This is a genomic window from Nocardioides jensenii JCM 1364 = NBRC 14755 (assembly GCF_001552535.1).
GTDB classification, from domain to species: domain Bacteria; phylum Actinomycetota; class Actinomycetes; order Propionibacteriales; family Nocardioidaceae; genus Nocardioides; species Nocardioides jensenii.
Genome location: NZ_BCRJ01000001.1, coordinates 69,068 through 89,351 on the forward strand (window position 1 = coordinate 69,068; position 20,284 = coordinate 89,351).

The window sequence follows — 20,284 nt, forward strand, 5'->3', positions numbered from 1 at the left end:
AACCGTGGCCACTCGCCTCTACCTCCCTTCCTCAGGCGCCCCGGCGGTCGCACCTGCCGCGAGCGGCGAGTGGGATGAAGCATCGGGGCTGGTGTTCCCGACGTCGCCGAGGTGGTCCGGCACTCCGCTGACCGAGCACGTTCTGCACACGACTCCGGCTGATGTCCTGTCGGGGCTGCTGGTGCAGCTCGTGTCGCCTCCACTGTTGGTGTCGGAGGTGTCGGGTACGTTGCGTGCTCGGGTGCCGATCTGGCACACGGGTTTCAGCGGCGCCAGCACCACCGATTCCAATCGCCGTTTGCGGGTCATCGTCTCGGTGTGGTCGGCGGACGGGTCCACGCTGCGTGGGATTGCGTGCGACGAGACCGACCCCGAGCAGAACGGGTACCCGATCCAGCGTCTCGACGAGGGGTTCGTCTCGCCGGACTTCGCGCGGCGATGTGAGTTGACTCCTGTCGCGGTGACGCCGGGTGACATCTTGTCGATCGAGATCGGCGTCAAGCTCGACAGGGGCTTGAACGCGTCGTCCCCGTCGTGGGACCTCGCTGCCGGTTTCCAGTACGGCGACCCGTTCGGGTTGAAGGACACCCTCGCCAACGGCAACACGGGGACTTTGGCCAACGACCCACGGACGTGGGAGCGCGCGTTCGTGGAGTTCTCCCAGTCTGACCTCGTCGACCCCGGTCCTGCGGCGCTCCTCGCTGCTGCTGTGGCGCCGGTGCCGACCATGGACGCCAGGGTGCACTTCTTCGTGCCCGTCGAGGTGACCGCGGCCGCCGTCTTGCCCAGGCCCACGTTGTCGATGTCCCTCGTCGCTCCGTACAGCAGTGACACCTCGAACCGTGTCGGTGGTCGCACCCGCAGGGGTGTGGCCCTGGCGGAGTGGTTCCCCGCTGTGGTGGACCCACCCGTCACGGTGGCCGCCGCGAAGAAGGCGATGAACCGGGTCCGTGCGATCGCGTACGACGTACCCATCTTCGACCAGGACACGATGCCGACCCTGGTTGAGTCGGAGAAGGTCGAAGGCGATCACCGGGACCGGATCATCGTGGGCGGCAAGGACGTCACGTACTTCCGTGGCATCCCGACCCCGCTCCCGGCCTACCAGCTGACCGAGCCCCTGCTCTACGGGACCGCCACCCTCGAGCTCCCGCAGGTGTCGGCGTGCTTCGAGACCCCCGGTGTCGGTGCCCTGTCCTGGTTGAAGCCCGGCGCGAACGTGATCATCCAGCGGGTCAACCCGACCACCGGTGTCGTCGCAGTCACCGACTACCGCGGCATCGTGGTCGCGTTCAACACCCGCGGCAACTCGTTGTCCGTCGAGGTCGGTGGCCACGCCTCGGGCCGGGCCGCGTTGCGGAACAAGCAGACCCCCATCGTCACGTGGACCAATGACCTGGGCCGGGTCGCGTGGCACGACATCCGCGCACTCGGGTTGCAGATGCGGCCCCGGCTCGGCCCGACCACCGGGATCCAGATGCTGTCGTGGGGTGGCGGGTCGCACCTGGACCACCTCCTCGAGGTGTGCGCCAAGGCGGTCCGTAGGAACGGTGACCAGTGGACGATCATGCCGGTGCAGGACGGCTCGTACCGGATGACGTTGAAGGACCGGACGACGATCCACGGGACGGCCTACCTCGACGCGGCCCACACGGTCGGGGACCTGCGGCGTGACATCGCTGAGGAACCGAACCGGATCTACGCCAGTGGTGTGAGCTCGCAGGGCCTGCGGATCAAGTTCGCGAACTACCCCGGCCTCCGCAAGACCCGCCCCGCGCCGTACCCCTACACCGACGGGTCAGCGTTCGGGGCCGGCACCACCGACTCGGACACCGACACCGGTGACGGGGTCTCCGCGCTGATCTGGCGCCTGGAGACCATGGGCTACCTGACCATGCGGGACCTGCCCGGCGGGTACGACGACGATGTCGTCGACGCGGTCAAGGACCTGCAGGAAGACGCCGGCCTCCCGCTGACGGGGAACGTGAACCATGCGACGTGGGCGGCCCTGTTCGACCTGTCCGCGACCGGGTGGTCGCTGGGCAACGCGGGCATCCGTCCGGCCGCGCAGCGCACCGCCACGATGCTGTGGCGGCGCACCAGCTCGGGGTCGGTGATCGCACGGAACCCGAACTACAACAAGCGGGTCCTGCCGGTGGACCGCAACGTCGCGATGGGGAACGGGTTCACCAAGTCTCAGATCCGTGCATGGGCGAAGGGACAGCTCGCCACGGGTGACAACTGGGTCGGGACCATCGTCTTCAACACCGGCGCCATCCCCGCCGGGAACCACACCCCCGGCGACCCCGTCACGTCCATGCTCAGGTCGAGGAACATCCGCCCCGGCATGAACCTCCGCCTCCCCCTGTTCGGGGGTGGGATCACCGTGCACGTCTCCGGGATCACCGTCTCCTCCGAAGGCATCGTCACCGCCGTCGTCGACACCCAGGCCCGTGACGCCATGCAGGCCTGGGAGGTCATCCAGCGGAACCGGGACTCCCGCAACAACCCCGCCCGCCTGTTCATGGCCCAGCACCGCTCCTCCACCGTCGACAAGGACGCCCTGGTCACCTACGACGCCGACATGGGTGGAGTCACCGACCCCATCAAGCTCGACGGTGGAGAGTGGAACGTCTTCCCCGTCGTCGCCGGGCAGGCCGGGACGATCGCGAGGTTGGCCCTCGACCTCGGGGAGTGGACGGAGTACGTCGTCGCGATCTTCGGGCGCCGTGTCGGACGCAAGTACCTGCAGGCCGCTGTCCCCGCACCCCTCACGAAGGAGGGGAAGAAGCGGTGGGTCAAGGAGTCCGTACGCCGCAAGCTCGACCGGGACCGGGTGCTGCTCTACGTCGCCGGCGACGACGAACAACCGTGCGGCTACTTCCCCGGCGCGAAAGCCACCGGCGACGGTGACGTCGTCGAGCAGGTCACCGGTAGGTGGGAGGACGACGGCGGGTTCGGGTACGCCACCTTCCGCGAACCCGTCCTGTACGTCGCGATCTGGCCCAACCAGGACGCAGTCGTCAAGGGCGGCCGGGTCATGTGGCCCCAGTCCGAGGAAGGGTCCTGACGTGGCCCTCGTGACCGCGACGCTCCGGGAAGACTTCAACTCCGGCATCATCGGTCAGTCGATCACCACAGAGAACACGAACCTGACGTTCGTCACCCCGGGGTGCTTCTTCGGTGACGGCTACGCCGGCACGACCGGCATGGAGGGGTACGCCGACCTCACCGAGGTAAATGGGTTCGCCGGCTTCGCCGGCTGGGGCCCCGGAAGTTTCGCCTTCAAGCCCACCTTCGTCGACGTGTCCAGTTACCCGGTGAACAGCGTCGCAGGCCTGGCGCTCGGCGGCTGGTGCGCTGTCGTGGCAAGCGAACCGCCACTCGCAGCCCAAGCATTCAGCGGCCCCTACATGGTCGGCGACCCGGCCGGAACAAGTATCCCCGCACAAGGCACCATCCCCCCAGGTCTGTACCACTCGGTCATCGACGAGACCGGACAGTTCTTTCACTGGGTCGCTGGCACCGAGGTGTTCGGGCACTGGCTCTCGTTCAGCTCAACGTTCGACGGCACCACCATTTCCGATGTCACCTATCGGAACCTCGATACCGGGGCCGTTCTTGCGACCTTCCCGGACGTGCCGGCGGCTCCGGCGATCGTGGACAACTACCCCATCATGTGGGGCGCTCAAGCCGGACAGGGTGGGCTCCGGGAATCGATCGGGTTCCCGTGGCGCCTGTGGATCAGCAACCGAATCGACAACGTGCAGCTCGGTGCCGACCCCACCGAGATCCCCCCGGTCCGCCAGTACCCCCGCACCGACGGCCGCGGCCACTCCTCTGCCCGCCGCCTCGTCGGTGGCGTGCCCCGTAACCGTCTCGTGGGAGGACACCCCTGATGGCCGAAGAGGACTTCACGTCCGGGGAGATGCTGCGGGCCCTTCAGGCGATCACCGGCACCCAGCAGGCGATGACGGCCGAGATCAAAGAACTCCGCGCCGAGATCGGCCGCACCTACGTCCCCCGCGGCGAGTGGGTCGAGGCACGCAAGGGCGACGGTCGACGGATGGCCGCGGTCGAGGCCGACGTCGACACCCTCCAGAAGTCACGCGAGGGCGATCAGTCATGGCGGCGCACGTCGTCTCTCACCCTGGCAGTCGCTGCCATCGGGTGGGTTCTCACGATCCTCGCATTGGTACTCATGGTGGTGTTGAAGTGAAGCAGTTCAAGACATCAGAACGAACGGTGCACGTCGCGTGGGGGCTGGCGGTGGTGCTCTTCGTCGCGACCCTCGTGGTCGGCGCCGTCGGGTTCGCCTCCCTGTCCCGCAACTACGACTCCCTCGAGGAGCGAGCCGACGCCGGCCGCGCTGACCGGGCAGACCTGCGGGTGTCCCTGACCGAGCAGCAGGCTGCGTTGCAGGAAGCGAACCGGCGCCTACGCTCCGCTGGGAAGCAGCCGGTGGCCGAACCCGACGTCGACGCACCCGACCCGGCCCCACTCATCGGGCAGCGTGGCCAGTCCTGTGTCGAGGAGCTCGGCCTCGCATCGTGCCGTGGCCCTCGTGGGTTCACCGGCGTCAAGGGCAAGACCGGCCAGGACGGTGACACCGTCGTCGGGCCAGCTGGTGCGAACGGGCAAGACGGCGACACTGTCGTCGGTCCCCAGGGCCCACCCGGCCCGGCCGGAGAGAAGGGCGCCACCGGCGACACCGGACCCCAAGGACCACAAGGCCCCGCCGGTGCGGACGGGAAGCCCGGCACCGCCACCCCCGGCGGCTACGCGTGCCCTGATGGCCAGTACGTCGCAGGGTTCACCATCGCCTCCGATGGGACGGTCGCCCTCGACTGCCGCACCCCCGCGAGCCTGCCACCCGGTCAGGGCTGAAGCGCCCGTGCTCCACGCATCCGGCAGGTACAGCAGGTCCCGCAGAGTCCGCCGGAGGATCACCCTCGCCCAACGCAAGCGGTCGAAGATGATCACCCGCACCGAAGCAACCACCGGCACCCAGTTCCGCACCAAGGCCTGGGGGGTGTTCCGCAAGCCGGGCCCCCGCGCCCGCGGTGACGTGACCGTCGAGCACCACCGCACCCCATGGAAGCGGCTCGCCGGGTACGCCGTACGCCTCTCCTCGAAGCGGTACCTCGGTGGGAAGAAGGAATGCTGGGCCGCCGTCACGGTCTACCGGCTCCGCGGCAGTGACCGGACCAGGGTCGTCGTCGGTGTCCACATGCCCGCCCGTGTCGAGGGCCCGCTCCTGCGTGGCACGAACACCGTCGACACGAACGCATGGACCGACGCACTGGCCCAGCTCGGCCGCCTCGTCGCGGAGCTGCGAGAGAAGTGCCCGCACGCGGAGATCGTCGTCGTCGGCGACTGGAACGTGAACCTGCGGAACAAGCACTTCCGCGACCTGATCGCCCGGCAGCTCCGCCTCACCGCCGCTGCCCCGGTCAACAGCAACGGCAAGCGGATCCCCTGGTCCCGGGTCCGTGGGACGCACGGTGGCCGGGTCATCGACTGGGCCTTCACCAACCGGCACACCACCGTCAAGGTCCTGCCCTCCAACGCGGCGTCCGACCACCGCCCCATCGACATCACCATCCACCCACGCAAGGAGGCGGCGTGACCGCGCGAGCGAAGCCAGCCCACCCTGACCGCGTGCACTTCTGGTGCCCCGGCTGCGAGGAAGTCCACGGCATCACTGTCGGCACGTGGACCTGGAACGGCGACCTCGAACGTCCGACGTTCTCGCCCTCCATCCTCATCCGCGGCAACCAGTGGCCCAAGGGCGAGTACCCGGAGTACTACAAGCCCGCTCACCCGGACGTCCAGCCGGGAGATGACACGGTGTGCCACTCCTTCGTGACCGTCGGCCGGATCCAGTTCCTCGGCGACTGCACCCACGAGCTCGCTGGCCAGACCGTCGACCTGCCTGCCTGGCCAGACGACACAAGGAGCGACGCATGACCTACCGCTATCTCACCGACCTCGCCGAAGTCCTGCGCACCACTGGCCACCCGGTGATCGAGCTCCCCGGTTGGAAGAGCAACGGACACCCGGGCACCTTCGATCCGCAAGGGAACCTGTGGCACCACACCGGGTCGTACGACGCGTTGGCGGACGCACCAGACGACCTGTCGTACGCGAAGTGGTTGGCCTTCGAGGGCCGCTCCGATCTCGCGGGACCACTGTGCAACGTCTCGATCAGCGCCGAGGGCGTCTACTACGTCTGCGCCGCTGGGCGGGCCTACCACGCGGGCGACGCCAAGGCGTCCGGCCCTGTCCCGGCGGGCAACGGCAATGGGCTCTACATCGGCTGGGAGTGCATGAACTCTGGCTCGCAGGGCTGGGGTCGTCCGCAGCTTGCCGCGATGGTCGACGGCGCTGCCGTCACCAGCCAGCACTACGGCTGGACAGCCGTGGCCAACAGGGCGCACAAGGAGACCAGCCTGACCGGGAAGTGGGACCCCGGCCTGCTGGACATGGACGAGTTCCGCGACGACATCAAGATCGCCATCACCAACAACGGAAGGACCTGGTTCGACATGGCCACAGAGAAGGAACTGCGGGCGATCATCCGCGAGGAGCTGCCCACCGCCGTACGCGCCGAGCTCGAGCGCCTGTTCCGCGACGAGAAGGGCGCACCCTCCATCGGCAACGCCCGCATCGAGGACCCCGACGGCGGGACCACGTTCACCCTCGCCCGCCGGCTCAAGCAGATCGAGGCCTCGGCCGGGAAAGAGAAGTGACCATGAAGAACGAACCCCTGCTCATCTGGTCCAGTGTGCTGGTGTTCCTGCAGGTCGTCGTCGCCGGAACCGCGCTGGCCGACGTCATCGGCGCCGTCGCGTTCGGTGTCGCCGCTCTCGTCGTCGCCGGGCTGCAGGCCGCGACCCAGTTCTACATCCGCGGCCAGGTCACCCCGGTCGCCGGCGAGCACAGGGCCGAGTAGCCGTGACCAGGTTCGCGGCCGGCGTCATCGTCGGTGCCCTGGCGTACCCGCTCGGTTTCGTGCTCGCTCATCTCGCCGTTGGCGAGTCGCCGTTCTACCCGAAGGAGCAGCCCCGATGAGTTGCAGTTTCTCCATGGGCATCGACCCCGAGTACGTCGACCTCAACCTCACCACCGGCGCGGACTTCACGTGCACCGGCGAGCTCGACCAGGACTTCCCTGCCGGGTCGACCCTGTCCTTGGTGTTCACCACCGAGTCCCCCACCAGCTGGGCGGCCACCATCACCGGCCCGGAGGCGGTCTGGCAGGTCGACAAGGCCGCGGCCGACACCGTCCCCGACGGCACCGGTGTCCGGCTCGTCTACGTCAACGGCTCCACCGACCAGGTGTGGGCTGCAGGGAAGGTGCGTCGTCATGGTTGAGATCGCCAACGGGTCGAGGTTCAAGATCAAGAACCCGAACGTGAAGTTCTACGTAGCCCGCCCCAACGAAGCAGCCGCTGGTGTGGCTGGGGACCTGGCTGCGCACGAGGCCGACCACGACAACCCGCACCAGGTCACCGCCGCCCAGGCCGGCGCGCTCTCCAACACCGAGGTGGTTCCGGACGGCAACCTCCCGGCCCGCCTCTCGGAGGCAGAGCTCGCGGGCACGTTCGACCCACTCGGTGCGGCAGCTGCAGGACAGGCCGCGTCCCAGCCCGTCGACTCCGACCTGTCCGCGATCGCCGCCCTAACGACCACGCCGTTCGGGCGATCGATCCTGACGCTCGCCAACGCAGCCGCAGGCCGCACGACGCTCGACGTCGACCAGGCCGGGTCGAACATCCCGAAGACGATCGTCAACGCCAAGGGTGACCTGCTCGTCGGCACAGCCGATAACGCACTAACTGTTCTCCCGGTCGGCGCGAACGGGCGGGCACTGCTGCCAGACTCGGCCCAGACCAGCGGGTGGCGGTTCGCCACCACGGCCTTCTTCGAGGGGACGGGCAGCCCGAACGGTGTGGTCGCTGCACCCGTCGGCTCGGCGTTCGTGAACAGCGAGAGCGGCGGCTACAACGGCGCGAGAACGTGGCGGAAGATCGCAGGCACCGGAAACACAGGGTGGGAGGTCGAGTCCGGCGACACTGGTTGGCGCAACGTGAGCTCGGACCTCACCAACGGCTGGGCACTCACCAGTGCCGGGTTTGCCCAGGTTCGACGCATCGGGAGCGCGACGCATCTAGGGTTCTTCCTGACCGCCGGCGGCGCCACGGCGGCCTCCATCTACGACTTCCCTACCGGCTTCCGCCCAAAGAATGCGCGCATCACCTTCCGGAATGTAGGCACCCTCCGGGATGGATTCGTGTCCGCCGATAGGTACCTGGTGGTCTCTCCGCTTAGCGCCGCTGACACTTCCCTACTCCTGCTCGACAAGCAGTGGCCCACGGCGGATGCCTGGCCGGCGTCCCTCCCAGGCACGGCTGCGTGACCTGACGTAACCGCACTTCTCAGCAATGGCTGGGCGAAGAACTCTGGCGGCACTGGGGTGTGCGTCGTACGACGGATGGGCAACTCGGCGTACTGGCAGCTCGGCCTCGACGGAACTGCCGCCACGGCTGACCGGATCATCGACATCCCGACGGGATTCCGAGGCGTCTACAGCACGTCCGGGACGGGCTATTACCCCTTCAACGCGACAGGTTCCGCCGGTCAATACCTGCCGGTCGAGGCACACTCCGGCGGCTACCTGCGGTGGGCCACGGCATCCGTGGCGAAGGTGTCGCTGGTGCGCGCGACGGCAACCAGTCCCGTGACTGAGCCGTGGCCCGCCGCGCTCCCGGGGGTCTCCGGCTAGGCCGCATTTCCCGGCAGCGAGGTGGGCCAGGCATTCCCCGTCGAGAAACAGACCGCCCAGTAATCGCCGCCTCCTGTGTAGGCCGTCACGGCGATCGTCGCTGCCGCGACGTAGCACTGGAAGTTCCAGTACGTCCGGCCATAGACAGGAACGCTGGACGATTGGAATGCGGTGGGAAGGGTTGTAATTGGTGTCGTGCTGGTGCCAGCGCTCCGCCTGAGTTGGGTGATTCGTAGATCTACCAAGTTGGTGTTCCGCCGCACCAGCACGAACCCCGTGAAGTCAGCACCGAGAAGTGCGGTTATGTCGCGCCACCCGGTGTCGCCGACGGTGACGGCCCATTTCGAGATTCCGGGACCTGCCGAGGTTTTGATCCACTTCCACGCGCCGTTGGTGCCGGCTGTGTCGACGTACTCCGTCCCGACCGGGGCAGCGTCGGTGAGGGTGGCGTTGCTGCCAGCCCCCGGGGACCCTGTCCCTTCAAGCCGGCCGGTGGTAGACCAGCGGATGCCGCCGGCCTGCGATGCGTCGGCCATGGGCACGCGGCCGTCAGCGCCCACGGGCAGCACAGTTAGTGCGTTATCGGCGACCCCACCTAAGGACCCTCACCCAACCCGACGAAGGAGACACCATGGATCTGCAGGCCCTCACTGACGAAGACCTGGAGCAGCACCGCCTCGACGTGCTCAACGAGCTGGAACGGAGATCCCGGCTGGCTCAGATTCCGTCGACCATCACGCAGCTGGCCACCCAGTTCGTGGAGTCCGGTGGTGACAGGGCTGACCTGACTGCTGCGATCGACGGACAGGGCGCCTGACCCTCTGGCATACTGACGCCGCCTGGCTGTCCCCGCATCCGGCACTTCGCCGCCCCACTCTGCTCCGGCAGGGTGGGGCGGTTTCGTTCGTGCCACCGGCCTATGCCCTCATGGCGCGAACCGTTCCACGGTCCCACCGAGCATCGACTGCAGCGCGGGCGCGTTGTCTCCGTTGATGATCCAGTTGGACCCCACGAGCATCGGGGACGGGTCGATATCCGCGTCCGCTAGCAGCTCGTTCATTTCGCGGTGCAGATCGAGTTGAGACTGCAGATCCCCCTGCGACGCGAAGGTGCTGAACACGTCCTCATCCGAGCACGTGCCAGACTCGGCGGCCAGCGTGACGTTATGCTCCGGCTTCCAGTTGGCACAGACGTAGCCGGCCTCGACCGCCGCATCATGCAACTCCTGGACGGTGCCGTACGCAGCGTCCTTCTCGAACTGGGGCTCTGGGGTGGATTCGGCGGTCGCCGCCGGCGTAGCGGTGTTCGCACCCTTCGATCCGCCGTCACCATCGGCCGAGCCTCCGCACGAGGTTAGGGCGAGCAGGAGGCAGAGAGCGAGAGTGGCGAGCTTCATCGCAACAGGATGCATCTTGTCCACCCTTCCCCGCAGCAGAATGACTGGGCCTACTCTTTTCGGGTGCCCCGTCAGCAGATCGTCTACCCCATCCCCGACCGGCCTGAGTGTGAGGTGCTCGTCGACGGCGGGTGGTGGTTCGGTGAGGTCCGCATGTGGACGCAGGACGACGACGGGTCCTGGTCGGCGAACGTCTCCTGGACACGGAACACCGAGACGAGGCTGGATGCCGTGCCGGCCGCCCGGGTGCGGCCTGTGGAGAACGACTACAGCCGCGGCCGAACAGGTGCACCATGAACCTATGGACGAGCTCGAAGACCTGGGCGTCGCTCACTACTGGGCGGACCTGCTGATCGGGCCCTGCTCGATCCCTGGCTGCCCGACGTCTGCACCCCAAAACCAATGTGCATATTTGCACATAACCCCGAATTCGAGCGCGTACGAAGACACATGACCACACAGCAAAACATGCTCTGACCTGCACTGATACAAATCCCGACTCACAGACTAACGGATTCAAGTCCCGTTACTCACCCCGATTCGAAGGCCCTGTCCACACGGACGGGGCCTTCGTGCATTTCGACTACCCTCGCTGCGTGGAGCCGCTACCGCTTGCCGTCACAGAGCTCGCGGACCGGCTCGGGTCTCTCCCCTGGCTCAGCGACCTCCTGGTCGCCGGATCCCTGGCCACCGGCGACCACCTTCCCGGGGTCAGCGATCTGGATCTGGTCGCCGTGGTTGCGGGACCGGTCGACGAGACGAGGACCGCACAGCTCGTCGCGATGCACGCGGAGCTCGACCACGCAGCGGCCGCAGGCGCCGACCTCGGCTGCGTCTACGTGGATGAGCGCAACCTGCTCGACGCCGACGCGCTCCATCCGACCTGGACGCACGGCGCGCTCACCCGACGCATCCTGTCCGGCATCACGCGTGCGGAACTGGTGCGTCACGGGTTCCAAGTCATCGGCCGTTCCCCCGCGGACCTGCTGCCACCGATGTCGGACGACGAGATCCGCGCCGCGGCCCGGGCCGAGCTCTGCGGCTACTGGGCCTGGGCCGTATGACGACCGCACCTGTGGCTGGACCCGATGATCGCGGACCTCGGCCTGACCTCGATGGCGCGCGGTCGTCACGCACTGCGCACCGGACAACTCCTCACCAAGAGCGCGGCGGTCGAGGAGGCGCGGGCTCCGGCATGGTTGGTCGACCAGCTGCGCGCACGGAGGCACGGTCACGCGATCGCCTCGCCACGGGCACGAACCGCTTGGATCGCCTGGCGCGATGCGCGAACGACCACCCGGATGGCCCGTCGGCAGCGCTTCTGAGCACGTGAGGAACCGCGACTCGCCGACGCCGACGACAACGGCGCTGTCGTCGACATTGGTCTCCACAGATCGTCGGAATCCCTTGCCCTGGTTGACGATTCCCGATAAGCTCGAACACATGTTCGAAGCATCGGAGGGCCTCACCCCGGAGCACCCCGCTCCCGGCCCTGAGCTGCCCCTGGACGCCTCCACCGTCACCGGATGGGCAGAAGCCCTGATCGAGATCTCCCGCGCCGTCAACGACGACACCACCCGCATCGACGTGATCGGGGAACTCGAGAAACTCAAGCACGCCGCCGCCGCGGCCCAGGCCGAACTCTGCGTCGACTTCGACGAGTCCATGCGCGCCAAGGCAGCCGCCACCGGCGTCGGGAAACGCCGCCAAGGCCGCGGCATCGCCGAACAGCTCGCCCTGGCCCGCCGCGAGTCCCCCCACCGCGGGCGCCAACACCTCGGCCTGGCCAAGATCCTGCGCACCGAGCTGCCGCACACCCGGGCCGCGTTCCGGGCCGGACACATCACCGAATGGGCCGCCACCCTGATCGCCCGCGAGACCGCCTGCCTCGACCTCTCCGACCGGGCCCGCGTGGACCAGCACGTCGCCGGCGACCTCACCCAGGTCGCGCAACTGTCTGAGAAGCAGATCGGGGACCGGGCCCGCACACTGGCCGCCAAGCTCGACCCCGCCTCGGTGGCCCAACGCCGAGCGAAGGCCGAGAAGGACCGCCGGGTCACCATCCGCCCCGCCCCCGACACGATGACCTACCTGTCCGGGCACCTACCCGTCGCCCAAGGCGTCAGCGTCTACGCCGCGTTGAAGAAGACCGCCGACACCCTGATCGCGGCCGGTGACGAACGCTCCCGGGCCCAGATCATGGCCGACACCCTGGTCACCCGCGTCACCGGACACACCCAAGCCGACCACGTCCCGGTCGCGATCAACCTGGTCGTCTGCGACCAGACCCTCCTCGGCCACGGCAACGACCCCGCCCACCTCGACGGCCACGGCACCATCCCCGCTGACCTGGCCCGCCACCTCGCAGCGACCGCCCTCGACACCGGCGCCGCAACCGGGCTGCAGACCTGGCTGCGCACGATCTACACCAGCCCCCACGGCGGACTCACCGCAATGGACTCCCGGGCCCGGATCGTCCCCCACGGCCTGGCCCACCTGATCCGGCTCCGCGACGGCGGCACCTGCCGCACCCGCTACTGCGACGCCCCCATCAGACACATCGACCACGCCACCGGCATCGCCCACCGCGGCCACACAGTCGAAGAGAACCTCCAAGGCGTCTGCGAAGCCTGCAACTACGCCAAACAAGCCCCCTACTGGACAGCCACCGGCCACCACCCACCCCACCGGCGACATCAGGTCACCACCACCACACCCACCGGGCACACCTACACCTCCACCGCACCACCCCTACCCGGCTGGACCGACCCACCAGACTGGCAACTGGTCGCCGCCAACCTCCAGGACCCCACTGACTTCCTCTCGGAGTACGAGCTCATCGACGACGCCGCCGCCTGATGGTTCCTCGCAGGAGCAGGCGTCGTCGGGTCCTGGCTGGGCGAACGGCGGTGGTCACGCTCGGATCGCGGTGACCAGCCAGGCACGGGAGTCGAACCACACGCCGTCGCCGGCGTCATGGGCGTCGAGCATGACCAGCAGTCGTTCCATCGCGCGCGCCTGCTCGTTGTCGTCCAGGTCGACGATCAGGTCGTCAACCATCCGCAGCTCCGCCAGGGCGTCGAGGGCGCGGGCGGCGTCCGCGCCGTAGTAGACGGGCTCGCGCAGATCCGTGATCTCGACGCCCGTGAATCCGGCAGCGGCCAGCACGCCCGCCACGACCGCCGGGTCCGCCAGCGAGAACGCGGCATGGCCCAGCCCGGCCGGCGTGATCTGTTTGTCCGGTCCGGCCAGGGCCTGCCGGATCGCACTGACCCATTCCTGGCGGTCGTGGGCCTGCCACGCCAGCTGCACCAGACGTGCTTGTGGCCGCAGGGCACGCGCGATGTTGGTGAATGCCGCAACCGGGTCGCTGAAGAACATCGTGCCGAAGCGGCTGATCCCCAAGGTGAAGTCGCCCGGCGGGAACGGGTGCTCTTGAGCATCGGTCACCTCGAAGCTGACATTGGACACGCCTTTCTCCTCTGCCACCCGTCGGGCACGGTCCACCATCGGGAGTGACAGGTCGACCCCGAGCGCGCTGCCCGCTGTCGCCGACCTTGCGGCCTGTCGCGTGGTCTGCCCGCTGCCGCAGCCGATGTCGAGCACCCGGTCATCGGCCCGGACGGCGGCGGCTTCTCGCAACCGCACGTTGTAGCGGCTCAGCTCAGCGTCGTAGTCGAACATCTCATTCACCGCCCGGACTCGCGGGCCCGTCGCGGAGTACGCCACGCACCGTGTCCAGCGGCACGCCCGGGTCGAACTCCGGCAGCCACCAGGTCGCACCAGCGGCGGCGTACGGCGACGGGTCGGCGTCGAGGGGCAGCCCGATGGCGACGTCGTACGGTCTGGTCTCGCCCGATCGGAGGTCGGTGATGGTGGCAACCACCTCGGCCAGCTGGTCGGGGTGCTTGAGATTGGCCGGGAAGAAGCCGTCGAGTCGGGCGGCCCTGCGGATCGGCTTGGCGTTGCCGGGGAAGCCGGCGGCCCACACCGGCACCCCGGGCCGTTGCACCGGTCGCGGCAGGAACTCGATGTCGTCGACGGTGTAGTGCTCACCGCGGTGGTGCACCGGCTCACCGGACCAAGCGGTGGCGAGGACTGCGAGGGACTCGTCGAGCATCCGACCACGCTGCCGATCATCGAGCTGCTCACCGGTCTTGGACAGCTCGGCGCCGAACCCGTCGCCGCCGATGCCGACCCCGAGGATGAGCCGACCGTCGCTGAGACGATCCAAAGTCGCGGTCTCGCGAGCGACCTTGGCCGGCCGGCGACGGGGAAGCGGTGTCACCATCGGACCGATCCGCAAGCGTTGCGTGGCCGTGGCCATCGCCGCCACGGTGATCCACGGGTCGGCGACCGCTCGAACCGGCGCACGCCAGCACAGCTGGTCCCACACGAAGCAGCCGTCCCATCCGGCTTCCTCCGCGTCGGCGGCCAACCTGGCCACGACCCTCGGGTCGGCGAGCTCGTCGAACAGCGGCAGCCAGAGTGCCGAACGCAGCCGACTCTCGCCGTGAGTGGTCATCGCGGTCATGTCGACCCCTTTCGGACTGCTTCGTGGACTGGCTGGTCCTGTGACGCTAGCCCGCCGGCCGCCATCGTGAAAAGCGATTGTCTTCGATCAAGTCAATCGCCAGTAGCGATGTCGTTGCTACCGTGGACGCGTGTCCGACATCGAGCTGCGTCACCTCGCTGCGATGGCCGCCGTCGCCGACGAGGGCTCCTTCGGCCGGGCGGCCGCTCTGCTCGGCTACACCCAGTCGACAGTGAGCCAGCAGATCGCCGCATTGGAGCGAACCGTCGGCGGCGCGGTGTTCGATCGGCCGGGTGGACCAAGGCCGGTGCGCATCACGCCGCTGGGCGCCGTGGTCCTCGAAGAAGGCCGTGAACTGCTGGCCAGGGCCGAGCGGCTGGTCGACGCGGTCGACCGGTTCAAGGCGGGCGACGGCCGGATCGACATCGGCACCTTTCAGAGCGTGTCCAACGTGATCCTGCCGAGCGTCGTACGCCGGCTCCGGGACGAGCACCCCGACTGCGACATCAGGTTGTCCGAGGGGGAGCCTGACGCTCCCCGGATCGGCGATCTCGACCTGCTGTTCTACGACGGCCGGATCGAGACCGACGTGGATCGCGCCAAACTGCTCGATGATCCCTACTACCTGGTGGCCGACCCCGAGGCCTTCCCCGACGGACCGGTCCGGTTGGGCCAACTCGACGGTGCGCCGATGGTGGCGTGGCCGCTGACCTGTGACCAGCCGTTGATGGAGCAGGCAATCGCGGGGACGGGCGCCCGTCCGCGCATCGTGTTTCGCAGCGCGATCAACGACACCCTTCTCTCGATGGTGCGCGCCGGCCTCGGATCGACGGTGCTGCCGTGGCTCGCGATCCGGGGTGCCGGCGTCCAGTCCGACAGGCGTCTCCGCATCCACGAGTTACGACCGGCCCTGCCACCACGCGAGATCTATCTGCACTGGCCGGCCGAACGCACCCTGTCCCCACTCGCGGCGCGGGCGATCGAGATCGCCGTCGAAGTCGCCGCCGAGATCGCCAACGGCGAAGTGCCTCACGACTGAGGGTGGCCGAACCGGCCCTTCTGGTAGTCCTCGTAGGCCTGCACGACCTCGGCCCGGGTGTTCATCACGAACGGCCCCGCCCACGCCATCGCCTCGCGGATCGGCTGGCCGCCGACGACGATCACGTCGAGTGCCGGCGTACGACTCTCCTGGCGGGACGCACCCTGGACCGTGACGTAGTCGCCGGCCCCGAGGACCGCTGCCTGGCCCATCTGGACGGGATGCGCGTCGGTGCCGACGCTCCCCCGACCCGAGAGCACGTAGACGAGCGCGTTGAACTCCACCGGCCAGGGCAGGTCGAGCCGGGCGCCGGGCTCGATCGTGGCGTGCACCAGCGTCATCGGGGTGTGCGTCGCACCCGGACCACCGTGACCGTCGACCTCGCCGGCGATGATCCGCACCAGAGCGCCGGCGTCCTGGGACGTGGTCAGGGCGACCGTGCCCGCCCGGAGGTCCTGGTACTTCGGCGCGACCCGCTTCGCGTCCTGCGGCAGGTTCACCCAGAGCTGGATGCCGTGGAACAGTCCACCCTTGACCACCAGCCACTCGGGTGGTGCCTCGATGTGCAGGATGCCCCCGCCGGCGGTCATCCACTGCGTGTCACCGTTGGTGATCGTGCCGCCACCACCGTGACTGTCCTGGTGGTCGAACTGCCCGTCGATGATGTAGGTGACCGTCTCGAAGCCACGGTGCGGGTGCCACGACGTGCCCTTCGGCTCCCCCGGCGCGTAGTCCACCTCGCCCATCTGGTCCATCATGATGAACGGGTCGAGCTGGCGCATGTCGATGCCGGCGAACGCGCGCCGGACCGGGAATCCCTCGCCCTCGTAGCCCTGGGGCGCGGTGGTCACGGAGATGACCGGGCGCGGCTGATCGCCCAGACCCGGACCCTTGCTCCGGTGCAGGACGGTGAGGTCATCGACAGTGACGGCGGGCATGTCTCCACGGTAGTCCCGTTCGACGAGCATGGCTGGGTTAGGTTCGGGCCATGACTTCAGCCAGCAGCAGGTCGTCGTACGACGTGGTCATCGTCGGTGGCGGCCACAACGGACTCACCGCCGCGGCCTACCTGGCCCGCGCCGGTCTATCGACGCTGGTGCTGGAGCGACTTCCGGCCACCGGCGGGGCGGCCGTCTCCAAGGTGGCCTTCGCGGGCCACGACGCACGGTTGTCGCGCTACTCCTACCTGGTCTCGCTGATGCCGCAGGAGCTGGTCTCCGACCTCGGGCTCTCCCTCGACCTTCGGTCGCGCACGACCGCGTCGTACACACCGTGGCTGCGCGACGGGCGCGCCGGCGGCCTGCTCGCGGAGCGGCCGGAGGGCAGGGCGACCCGCAAGTCGTTCAAGAAGCTGACCGGTTCGAACGACGAGTACGACGCGTGGCAGCGCTTCTACGCCGACGTCGGGACCCTGGCCGACGCGGTCTCTCCGACGCTGCTGAAGCCGCTGATGAAGGAGTCCGAGCTCGCCGGCCGGGTCGACGCCGACCTCTGGCGCGAGTTCACCAAGGAGCCGCTCGGAGCCTCGGTCGAGCGACGCTTCACCGACGACACGGTCCGCGGAGTGGTCGCCACCGACGGGCTGATCGGCACCTTCGCCGACCTCCACGACCCGTCCTTGATCCAGAACCGCTGCTTCCTCTACCACCTGATCGGCAATGGTGACGGCGAATGGCGAGTGCCCGTCGGCGGAATGGGTGCCGTCACCGACGCCCTGCTCCGGGCCGCCGTCGGCGGTGGCGCCGAGGTGCTCACCGGAGCCGGAGTGAGCTCCATCCGCAGCGACGGCTCGACCGCTGAGGTCACCTGGCACGACGACACCCGGCACCACACCGTCACCGCCGACCACGTGCTCGCCAACGTGGCGCCCTGGGTGCTGCGCATCCTGCTCGGCGAGGAGCCGGAGCCCGACACCAAACCCGAGGGCGCCCAGCTCAAGATCAACTTCCTGCTCGATCGACTGCCCGAGCTCAGGTCCGGCGCCGACCCCGAGGTCGCCTTCGCCGGCACCCTGCACCTGAGCGAGGACTACTCGCAGCTGCAGCGGTCGTACGCCGAGGCTGCCGCCGGCCGGGTGCCCACCGAGATGCCGGGCGAGGTCTACTGCCACTCGTTGAGCGACCGGTCGATCCTCGGCACGTTCGAGGGACACACGCTGACCTACTTCGGCCTGCACACCCCGGCGCGACTCTTCGAGGACCCGAGGAACAAGGAACTCGCGGTCGCCCGGGCACTGGCCTCCCTCAACCAGCACCTGGTCACGCCGATCGAGGAGTGCCTGGCCACCGATGCCCACGGCCTGCCGTGCATCGAGGCGAAGGTGCCCCAGGACATCGAGGCCGATCTGGCGATGCCCGGCGGTCACATCTTCCACGGCGACCTCGAGTGGCCGTGGGCCACGAACCGGGCGATGCTCGAGAAGCCGGCCCAGCAGTGGGGTGTGGCCACCGACATCGAGAACCTGCTGCTCTGCGGTTCCGGGGCGCGCCGTGGCGGCGCGGTCTCCGGGCTCGGCGGGCACAACGCGGCACAGGCGGTGCTGGCCTCACGCTGACCGATCAGTCGTATTCCGCGAGCCACGCATGCACGAGGGGTACGACGGACGCGCCCTCACCGCTGGCCGAGGCGACCCGCTTCATCGAACCCGCTCGGATGTCACCGACCGCGAAGACGCCGGGCACAGTGGTGGCCAGGCCCGGCGGCGGCAGACCGTCGACCCAGGATCGGCGCGCGGTGTCGCGGCCGGTGCACACATAGCCGTCCTCGTCGCGGTCGATCACCTCGGGCAGCCAGTCGCAGCGAGGCTCGGCCCCGAGCAGCAGGAACAACCCGCCCGCAGCGCGGCGCTCGACCTGGCCGGTGGTGATCCGATGGATGCCGAGCCATTCGAGGCGCCCCTCCCCGCCGCCGTCGACCACCTCGGAGGCCGCCTCGACGATGATCCGCGGGTTGTACTCGATCTCGCGGACCAGGTAGTCGGACATGGTCTCGGCCAACCCCGCCCGGCGGACCAGGATCGTCACCGATCGCGCGAAGCGGGACAGGTGCACGGCGGCCTGACCGGCAGAGTTGCCACCGCCCACGACGTACACGTCCTGGTCGGCCATCTCGCGAGCGGCGGTCATCGCCGCACCGTAGAAGACACCGGAGCCGGTGAGAGCCTCGAGCGTCTCGACCCGGAGCTTTCTGTAGGTGACGCCCGAGGCGATGACGACCGCCCGGGCCCGCAGGTCGCCGCCGTCGGTGTGGAGCAGGTGCGGCGCGCCGGCGCGTCCCGGCTCGAGTCCGGTCACCGGCCATCCGGTGAAGAAGCGGGTGCCGAAGCGGATCGCCTGGCTGCGCGCGCGTTGGGCCAGGCGCATCCCCGAGATGCCCCGCGGGAAGCCGAGGTAGTTGCGGATCATCGAGCTGGTCCCGGCCTGGCCGCCGATGGCCTCGGCTTCGAGCACGACGGTCGAGAGGCCCTCGGAGGCGCCGTACACCGCGGTGGCGAGGCCGGCCGGGCCGCCACCCACGACGGCCAGGTCGACCACCGTGTCGACGTCGATGTCGCCCGGTTGGCCATAGACGGTGATCGCGAGGTCGTGCACCGATCGCACCGCGACCGGGGCGCGGTCGAACGCGGTCACCAGTGGGTAGGCGGGATCGACGACGTCGGCGACGATCTCGGCGACCGCGTCGTCGTCGGGCGCATAGGTGCGGTTGGGCAGTCCCATTCGGTCGAGGAAGTCGCGCAGGGCCAGCACCAGCGAGTCGACGTACGGCGTCACGATGCGCACGACGTCGACCTCGGGGGCGGCCACCGTGGATCCCCAGTCGGAGAGCATCTCGGTGATCGCGGTGTGGAACTCCTCGTCGCGGGCACCACGCGGCATCAGCAGGTAGGCGTCGAACTTGCCGTTCGCCAGGCCGTGGCGCAGCGCGTCGGCGTCGACCCGGAAGCGCTCCCAGTGCGCGGTGACCAGCCGGCGCGCGGTGGGTACGACGGCCCGCAGGCGACCGAACGCCTCGAAGACGCCGGCGTCGGGCAACGTCGACTCCGTCACGAACAGGGCCACCAGTCCCCCGGCTCCGGCGACCTCCTTCGCGATGCGCTCGGCCTCGGCCACCGTCGTCGCCGTGCGCAGGTCGTAGTCGCGGGCGTAGCGGCCGAACTCGTCGCGCAGGAAGGCGCCCCGGGTCTCGGAGACGAGCAGGATCACCGGGCGGGAGACGTCGTTCACGCGATGAGCCTAGCGTCACAGTTGTCTTTTATCTTTTTGTCTGTCACACTGTTTCAGCAAGACGAAACGGTGACGAACTCCCGGTCCTGCCCCGCGTGCCGGCGGATCCGCCGGGCACCCCACCAGTCAGACGCGAGAAAGGTACGAAGCTGATGACTCCCACCATTCGAATTGACCACGAGGTCTACGAGAAGCTCCAGGAACAGGCCAAGCCGTTCGTGGACACCCCCAACGCCGTGCTCCGCCGACTGCTCGAGCTGCCCGAGGCAGCCGAGCCTCAGCGTGGCTCCCGTCGTGGCGGCCCC

Annotated in this window: 24 protein-coding genes; 18 read left to right on the plus strand and 6 right to left on the minus strand. The window is 68.8% G+C overall.

Annotated features, from left to right (window positions below):
* The first annotated feature begins 4 nt into the window (after nucleotides 1-4).
* The 11 genes from NJ4_RS00475 to NJ4_RS00525 all read left to right on the plus strand — a co-directional run bounded on the left by NJ4_RS00475 (nucleotide 5) and on the right by NJ4_RS00525 (nucleotide 8,787).
* Complete coding sequence (locus NJ4_RS00475) at nucleotides 5-3,070, plus strand: peptidoglycan-binding protein (protein WP_157550518.1); 3,066 nt, start codon at nucleotides 5-7, stop codon at nucleotides 3,068-3,070.
* 1 nt (nucleotide 3,071) lies between these two features.
* Nucleotides 3,072-3,899: a hypothetical protein gene (locus NJ4_RS00480; protein WP_067428553.1), complete on the plus strand. Its 828-nt coding sequence runs from the start codon at nucleotides 3,072-3,074 to the stop codon at nucleotides 3,897-3,899.
* Complete coding sequence (locus tag NJ4_RS00485; RefSeq protein WP_067428556.1) at nucleotides 3,899-4,219, plus strand: hypothetical protein; 321 nt, start codon at nucleotides 3,899-3,901, stop codon at nucleotides 4,217-4,219. The genes NJ4_RS00480 and NJ4_RS00485 overlap by 1 nt, the downstream gene beginning before the upstream one ends.
* Complete coding sequence (locus tag NJ4_RS26210) at nucleotides 4,216-4,887, plus strand: collagen-like domain-containing protein (protein ID WP_067428559.1); 672 nt, start codon at nucleotides 4,216-4,218, stop codon at nucleotides 4,885-4,887. Before NJ4_RS00485 ends, NJ4_RS26210 begins: the two co-directional genes overlap by 4 nt.
* A gap of 88 nt (nucleotides 4,888-4,975) precedes the next feature.
* Nucleotides 4,976-5,629, plus strand: coding sequence for an endonuclease/exonuclease/phosphatase family protein (locus NJ4_RS00495; RefSeq protein WP_067428562.1), 654 nt, complete (start codon nucleotides 4,976-4,978; stop codon nucleotides 5,627-5,629).
* Nucleotides 5,626-5,970 (plus strand): DUF6527 family protein, encoded by a 345-nt coding sequence (locus tag NJ4_RS00500; protein ID WP_067428565.1) that lies wholly within the window; start codon nucleotides 5,626-5,628, stop codon nucleotides 5,968-5,970. The genes NJ4_RS00495 and NJ4_RS00500 overlap by 4 nt, the downstream gene beginning before the upstream one ends.
* Nucleotides 5,967-6,752, plus strand: coding sequence for a peptidoglycan recognition protein family protein (locus NJ4_RS00505; RefSeq protein ID WP_067428568.1), 786 nt, complete (start codon nucleotides 5,967-5,969; stop codon nucleotides 6,750-6,752). The genes NJ4_RS00500 and NJ4_RS00505 overlap by 4 nt, the downstream gene beginning before the upstream one ends.
* A 2-nt stretch (nucleotides 6,753-6,754) precedes the next feature.
* The gene (locus tag NJ4_RS00510) at nucleotides 6,755-6,955 is read left to right on the plus strand and encodes a hypothetical protein (RefSeq protein WP_067428571.1); all 201 of its coding nucleotides are present in this window, start codon (nucleotides 6,755-6,757) and stop codon (nucleotides 6,953-6,955) included.
* Nucleotides 6,956-7,070: 115 nt separating this feature from the next.
* Nucleotides 7,071-7,376, plus strand: coding sequence for an LtfC-like domain-containing protein (locus NJ4_RS00515; RefSeq protein WP_157550520.1), 306 nt, complete (start codon nucleotides 7,071-7,073; stop codon nucleotides 7,374-7,376).
* A complete protein-coding gene (locus tag NJ4_RS00520; RefSeq protein WP_067428576.1) occupies nucleotides 7,369-8,421 on the plus strand; it encodes a hypothetical protein in 1,053 nt (350 codons plus the stop codon). The genes NJ4_RS00515 and NJ4_RS00520 overlap by 8 nt, the downstream gene beginning before the upstream one ends.
* A gap of 75 nt (nucleotides 8,422-8,496) precedes the next feature.
* Nucleotides 8,497-8,787 carry a hypothetical protein gene (locus tag NJ4_RS00525; RefSeq protein WP_067428579.1) on the plus strand — a complete coding sequence of 97 codons (291 nt, stop codon included), beginning with the start codon at nucleotides 8,497-8,499 and terminating at the stop codon, nucleotides 8,785-8,787.
* Here the strand turns inward: NJ4_RS00525 and NJ4_RS00530 are convergent.
* Nucleotides 8,784-9,347, minus strand: a complete 564-nt coding sequence (locus NJ4_RS00530) for a hypothetical protein (protein ID WP_157550522.1) — start codon at nucleotides 9,345-9,347, stop codon at nucleotides 8,784-8,786. The genes NJ4_RS00525 and NJ4_RS00530 overlap by 4 nt on opposite strands.
* A gap of 71 nt (nucleotides 9,348-9,418) precedes the next feature.
* Here NJ4_RS00530 and NJ4_RS00535 point away from each other — a divergent pair, with 71 nt between their 5' ends.
* The gene (locus tag NJ4_RS00535) at nucleotides 9,419-9,604 is read left to right on the plus strand and encodes a hypothetical protein (RefSeq protein ID WP_067428584.1); all 186 of its coding nucleotides are present in this window, start codon (nucleotides 9,419-9,421) and stop codon (nucleotides 9,602-9,604) included.
* Between the two features lie 108 nt (nucleotides 9,605-9,712).
* On the opposite strand, the gene NJ4_RS00540 is transcribed toward NJ4_RS00535, so the two are convergent.
* On the minus strand, nucleotides 9,713-10,183 hold the full coding sequence (locus tag NJ4_RS00540; protein WP_067428586.1) for a hypothetical protein: 471 nt from the start codon (nucleotides 10,181-10,183) through the stop codon (nucleotides 9,713-9,715).
* Nucleotides 10,184-10,246: 63 nt separating this feature from the next.
* Between NJ4_RS00540 and NJ4_RS00545 the strand changes: the two genes are divergently transcribed.
* The 4 genes from NJ4_RS00545 (at nucleotide 10,247) to NJ4_RS00560 (ending at nucleotide 13,042) form a co-directional block, all read left to right on the plus strand.
* Nucleotides 10,247-10,480 carry a hypothetical protein gene (locus tag NJ4_RS00545; protein WP_067428588.1) on the plus strand — a complete coding sequence of 78 codons (234 nt, stop codon included), beginning with the start codon at nucleotides 10,247-10,249 and terminating at the stop codon, nucleotides 10,478-10,480.
* A 299-nt stretch (nucleotides 10,481-10,779) separates the two neighbouring features.
* Nucleotides 10,780-11,247, plus strand: a complete 468-nt coding sequence (locus tag NJ4_RS26275; protein WP_067428593.1) for a nucleotidyltransferase domain-containing protein — start codon at nucleotides 10,780-10,782, stop codon at nucleotides 11,245-11,247.
* Nucleotides 11,248-11,271: 24 nt separating this feature from the next.
* Entirely contained in the window at nucleotides 11,272-11,508 is a 237-nt protein-coding gene (locus tag NJ4_RS26280; protein WP_067428597.1) for a hypothetical protein, read from the plus strand.
* 118 nt (nucleotides 11,509-11,626) lie between these two features.
* Entirely contained in the window at nucleotides 11,627-13,042 is a 1,416-nt protein-coding gene (locus tag NJ4_RS00560) for an HNH endonuclease (protein ID WP_067428600.1), read from the plus strand.
* 54 nt (nucleotides 13,043-13,096) lie between these two features.
* Here NJ4_RS00560 and NJ4_RS00565 read toward each other — a convergent pair whose 3' ends face one another.
* Together NJ4_RS00565 and NJ4_RS00570 are read right to left on the minus strand one after the other, a co-directional pair.
* A complete protein-coding gene (locus tag NJ4_RS00565) occupies nucleotides 13,097-13,867 on the minus strand; it encodes a class I SAM-dependent methyltransferase (protein ID WP_067428604.1) in 771 nt (256 codons plus the stop codon).
* A gap of 1 nt (nucleotide 13,868) precedes the next feature.
* Nucleotides 13,869-14,717, minus strand: a complete 849-nt coding sequence (locus NJ4_RS00570) for an LLM class flavin-dependent oxidoreductase (RefSeq protein WP_217996704.1) — start codon at nucleotides 14,715-14,717, stop codon at nucleotides 13,869-13,871.
* A gap of 130 nt (nucleotides 14,718-14,847) precedes the next feature.
* Here NJ4_RS00570 and NJ4_RS00575 point away from each other — a divergent pair, with 130 nt between their 5' ends.
* Entirely contained in the window at nucleotides 14,848-15,756 is a 909-nt protein-coding gene (locus NJ4_RS00575; RefSeq protein ID WP_067428607.1) for a LysR family transcriptional regulator, read from the plus strand.
* Here NJ4_RS00575 and NJ4_RS00580 read toward each other — a convergent pair.
* Nucleotides 15,747-16,694: a pirin family protein gene (locus NJ4_RS00580; RefSeq protein WP_067428619.1), complete on the minus strand. Its 948-nt coding sequence runs from the start codon at nucleotides 16,692-16,694 to the stop codon at nucleotides 15,747-15,749. The genes NJ4_RS00575 and NJ4_RS00580 overlap by 10 nt on opposite strands.
* 50 nt (nucleotides 16,695-16,744) lie before the next feature.
* Here NJ4_RS00580 and NJ4_RS00585 point away from each other — a divergent pair, with 50 nt between their 5' ends.
* Nucleotides 16,745-18,310, plus strand: a complete 1,566-nt coding sequence (locus NJ4_RS00585; protein ID WP_067428610.1) for a phytoene desaturase family protein — start codon at nucleotides 16,745-16,747, stop codon at nucleotides 18,308-18,310.
* 4 nt (nucleotides 18,311-18,314) lie between these two features.
* Here NJ4_RS00585 and NJ4_RS00590 read toward each other — a convergent pair whose 3' ends face one another.
* Nucleotides 18,315-19,979: an FAD-dependent oxidoreductase gene (locus tag NJ4_RS00590; RefSeq protein WP_067428613.1), complete on the minus strand. Its 1,665-nt coding sequence runs from the start codon at nucleotides 19,977-19,979 to the stop codon at nucleotides 18,315-18,317.
* Between the last annotated feature and the right edge of the window lie 305 nt (nucleotides 19,980-20,284).

What these genes read in the sequence shown, in the direction of transcription:
- NJ4_RS00485 (WP_067428556.1), top strand. Translation starts at nt 3,899, where the DNA reads ATGGCCGAAGAGGACTTCACGTCCGGGGAGATGCTGCGGGCCCTTCAG.
- NJ4_RS00495 (WP_067428562.1), top strand. Translation starts at nt 4,976, where the DNA reads ATGATCACCCGCACCGAAGCAACCACCGGCACCCAGTTCCGCACCAAG.
- NJ4_RS00505 (WP_067428568.1), top strand. Translation starts at nt 5,967, where the DNA reads ATGACCTACCGCTATCTCACCGACCTCGCCGAAGTCCTGCGCACCACT.
- NJ4_RS00510 (WP_067428571.1), top strand. Translation starts at nt 6,755, where the DNA reads ATGAAGAACGAACCCCTGCTCATCTGGTCCAGTGTGCTGGTGTTCCTG.
- NJ4_RS00515 (WP_157550520.1), top strand. Translation starts at nt 7,071, where the DNA reads ATGAGTTGCAGTTTCTCCATGGGCATCGACCCCGAGTACGTCGACCTC.
- NJ4_RS00520 (WP_067428576.1), top strand. Translation starts at nt 7,369, where the DNA reads ATGGTTGAGATCGCCAACGGGTCGAGGTTCAAGATCAAGAACCCGAAC.
- NJ4_RS00525 (WP_067428579.1), top strand. Translation starts at nt 8,497, where the DNA reads ATGGGCAACTCGGCGTACTGGCAGCTCGGCCTCGACGGAACTGCCGCC.
- NJ4_RS00535 (WP_067428584.1), top strand. Translation starts at nt 9,419, where the DNA reads ATGGATCTGCAGGCCCTCACTGACGAAGACCTGGAGCAGCACCGCCTC.
- NJ4_RS00540 (WP_067428586.1), bottom strand. Translation starts at nt 10,183, where the DNA reads ATGAAGCTCGCCACTCTCGCTCTCTGCCTCCTGCTCGCCCTAACCTCG.
- NJ4_RS26280 (WP_067428597.1), top strand. Translation starts at nt 11,272, where the DNA reads ATGATCGCGGACCTCGGCCTGACCTCGATGGCGCGCGGTCGTCACGCA.
- NJ4_RS00560 (WP_067428600.1), top strand. Translation starts at nt 11,627, where the DNA reads ATGTTCGAAGCATCGGAGGGCCTCACCCCGGAGCACCCCGCTCCCGGC.
- NJ4_RS00565 (WP_067428604.1), bottom strand. Translation starts at nt 13,867, where the DNA reads ATGTTCGACTACGACGCTGAGCTGAGCCGCTACAACGTGCGGTTGCGA.
- NJ4_RS00570 (WP_217996704.1), bottom strand. Translation starts at nt 14,717, where the DNA reads ATGACCGCGATGACCACTCACGGCGAGAGTCGGCTGCGTTCGGCACTC.
- NJ4_RS00580 (WP_067428619.1), bottom strand. Translation starts at nt 16,694, where the DNA reads ATGCCCGCCGTCACTGTCGATGACCTCACCGTCCTGCACCGGAGCAAG.
- NJ4_RS00585 (WP_067428610.1), top strand. Translation starts at nt 16,745, where the DNA reads ATGACTTCAGCCAGCAGCAGGTCGTCGTACGACGTGGTCATCGTCGGT.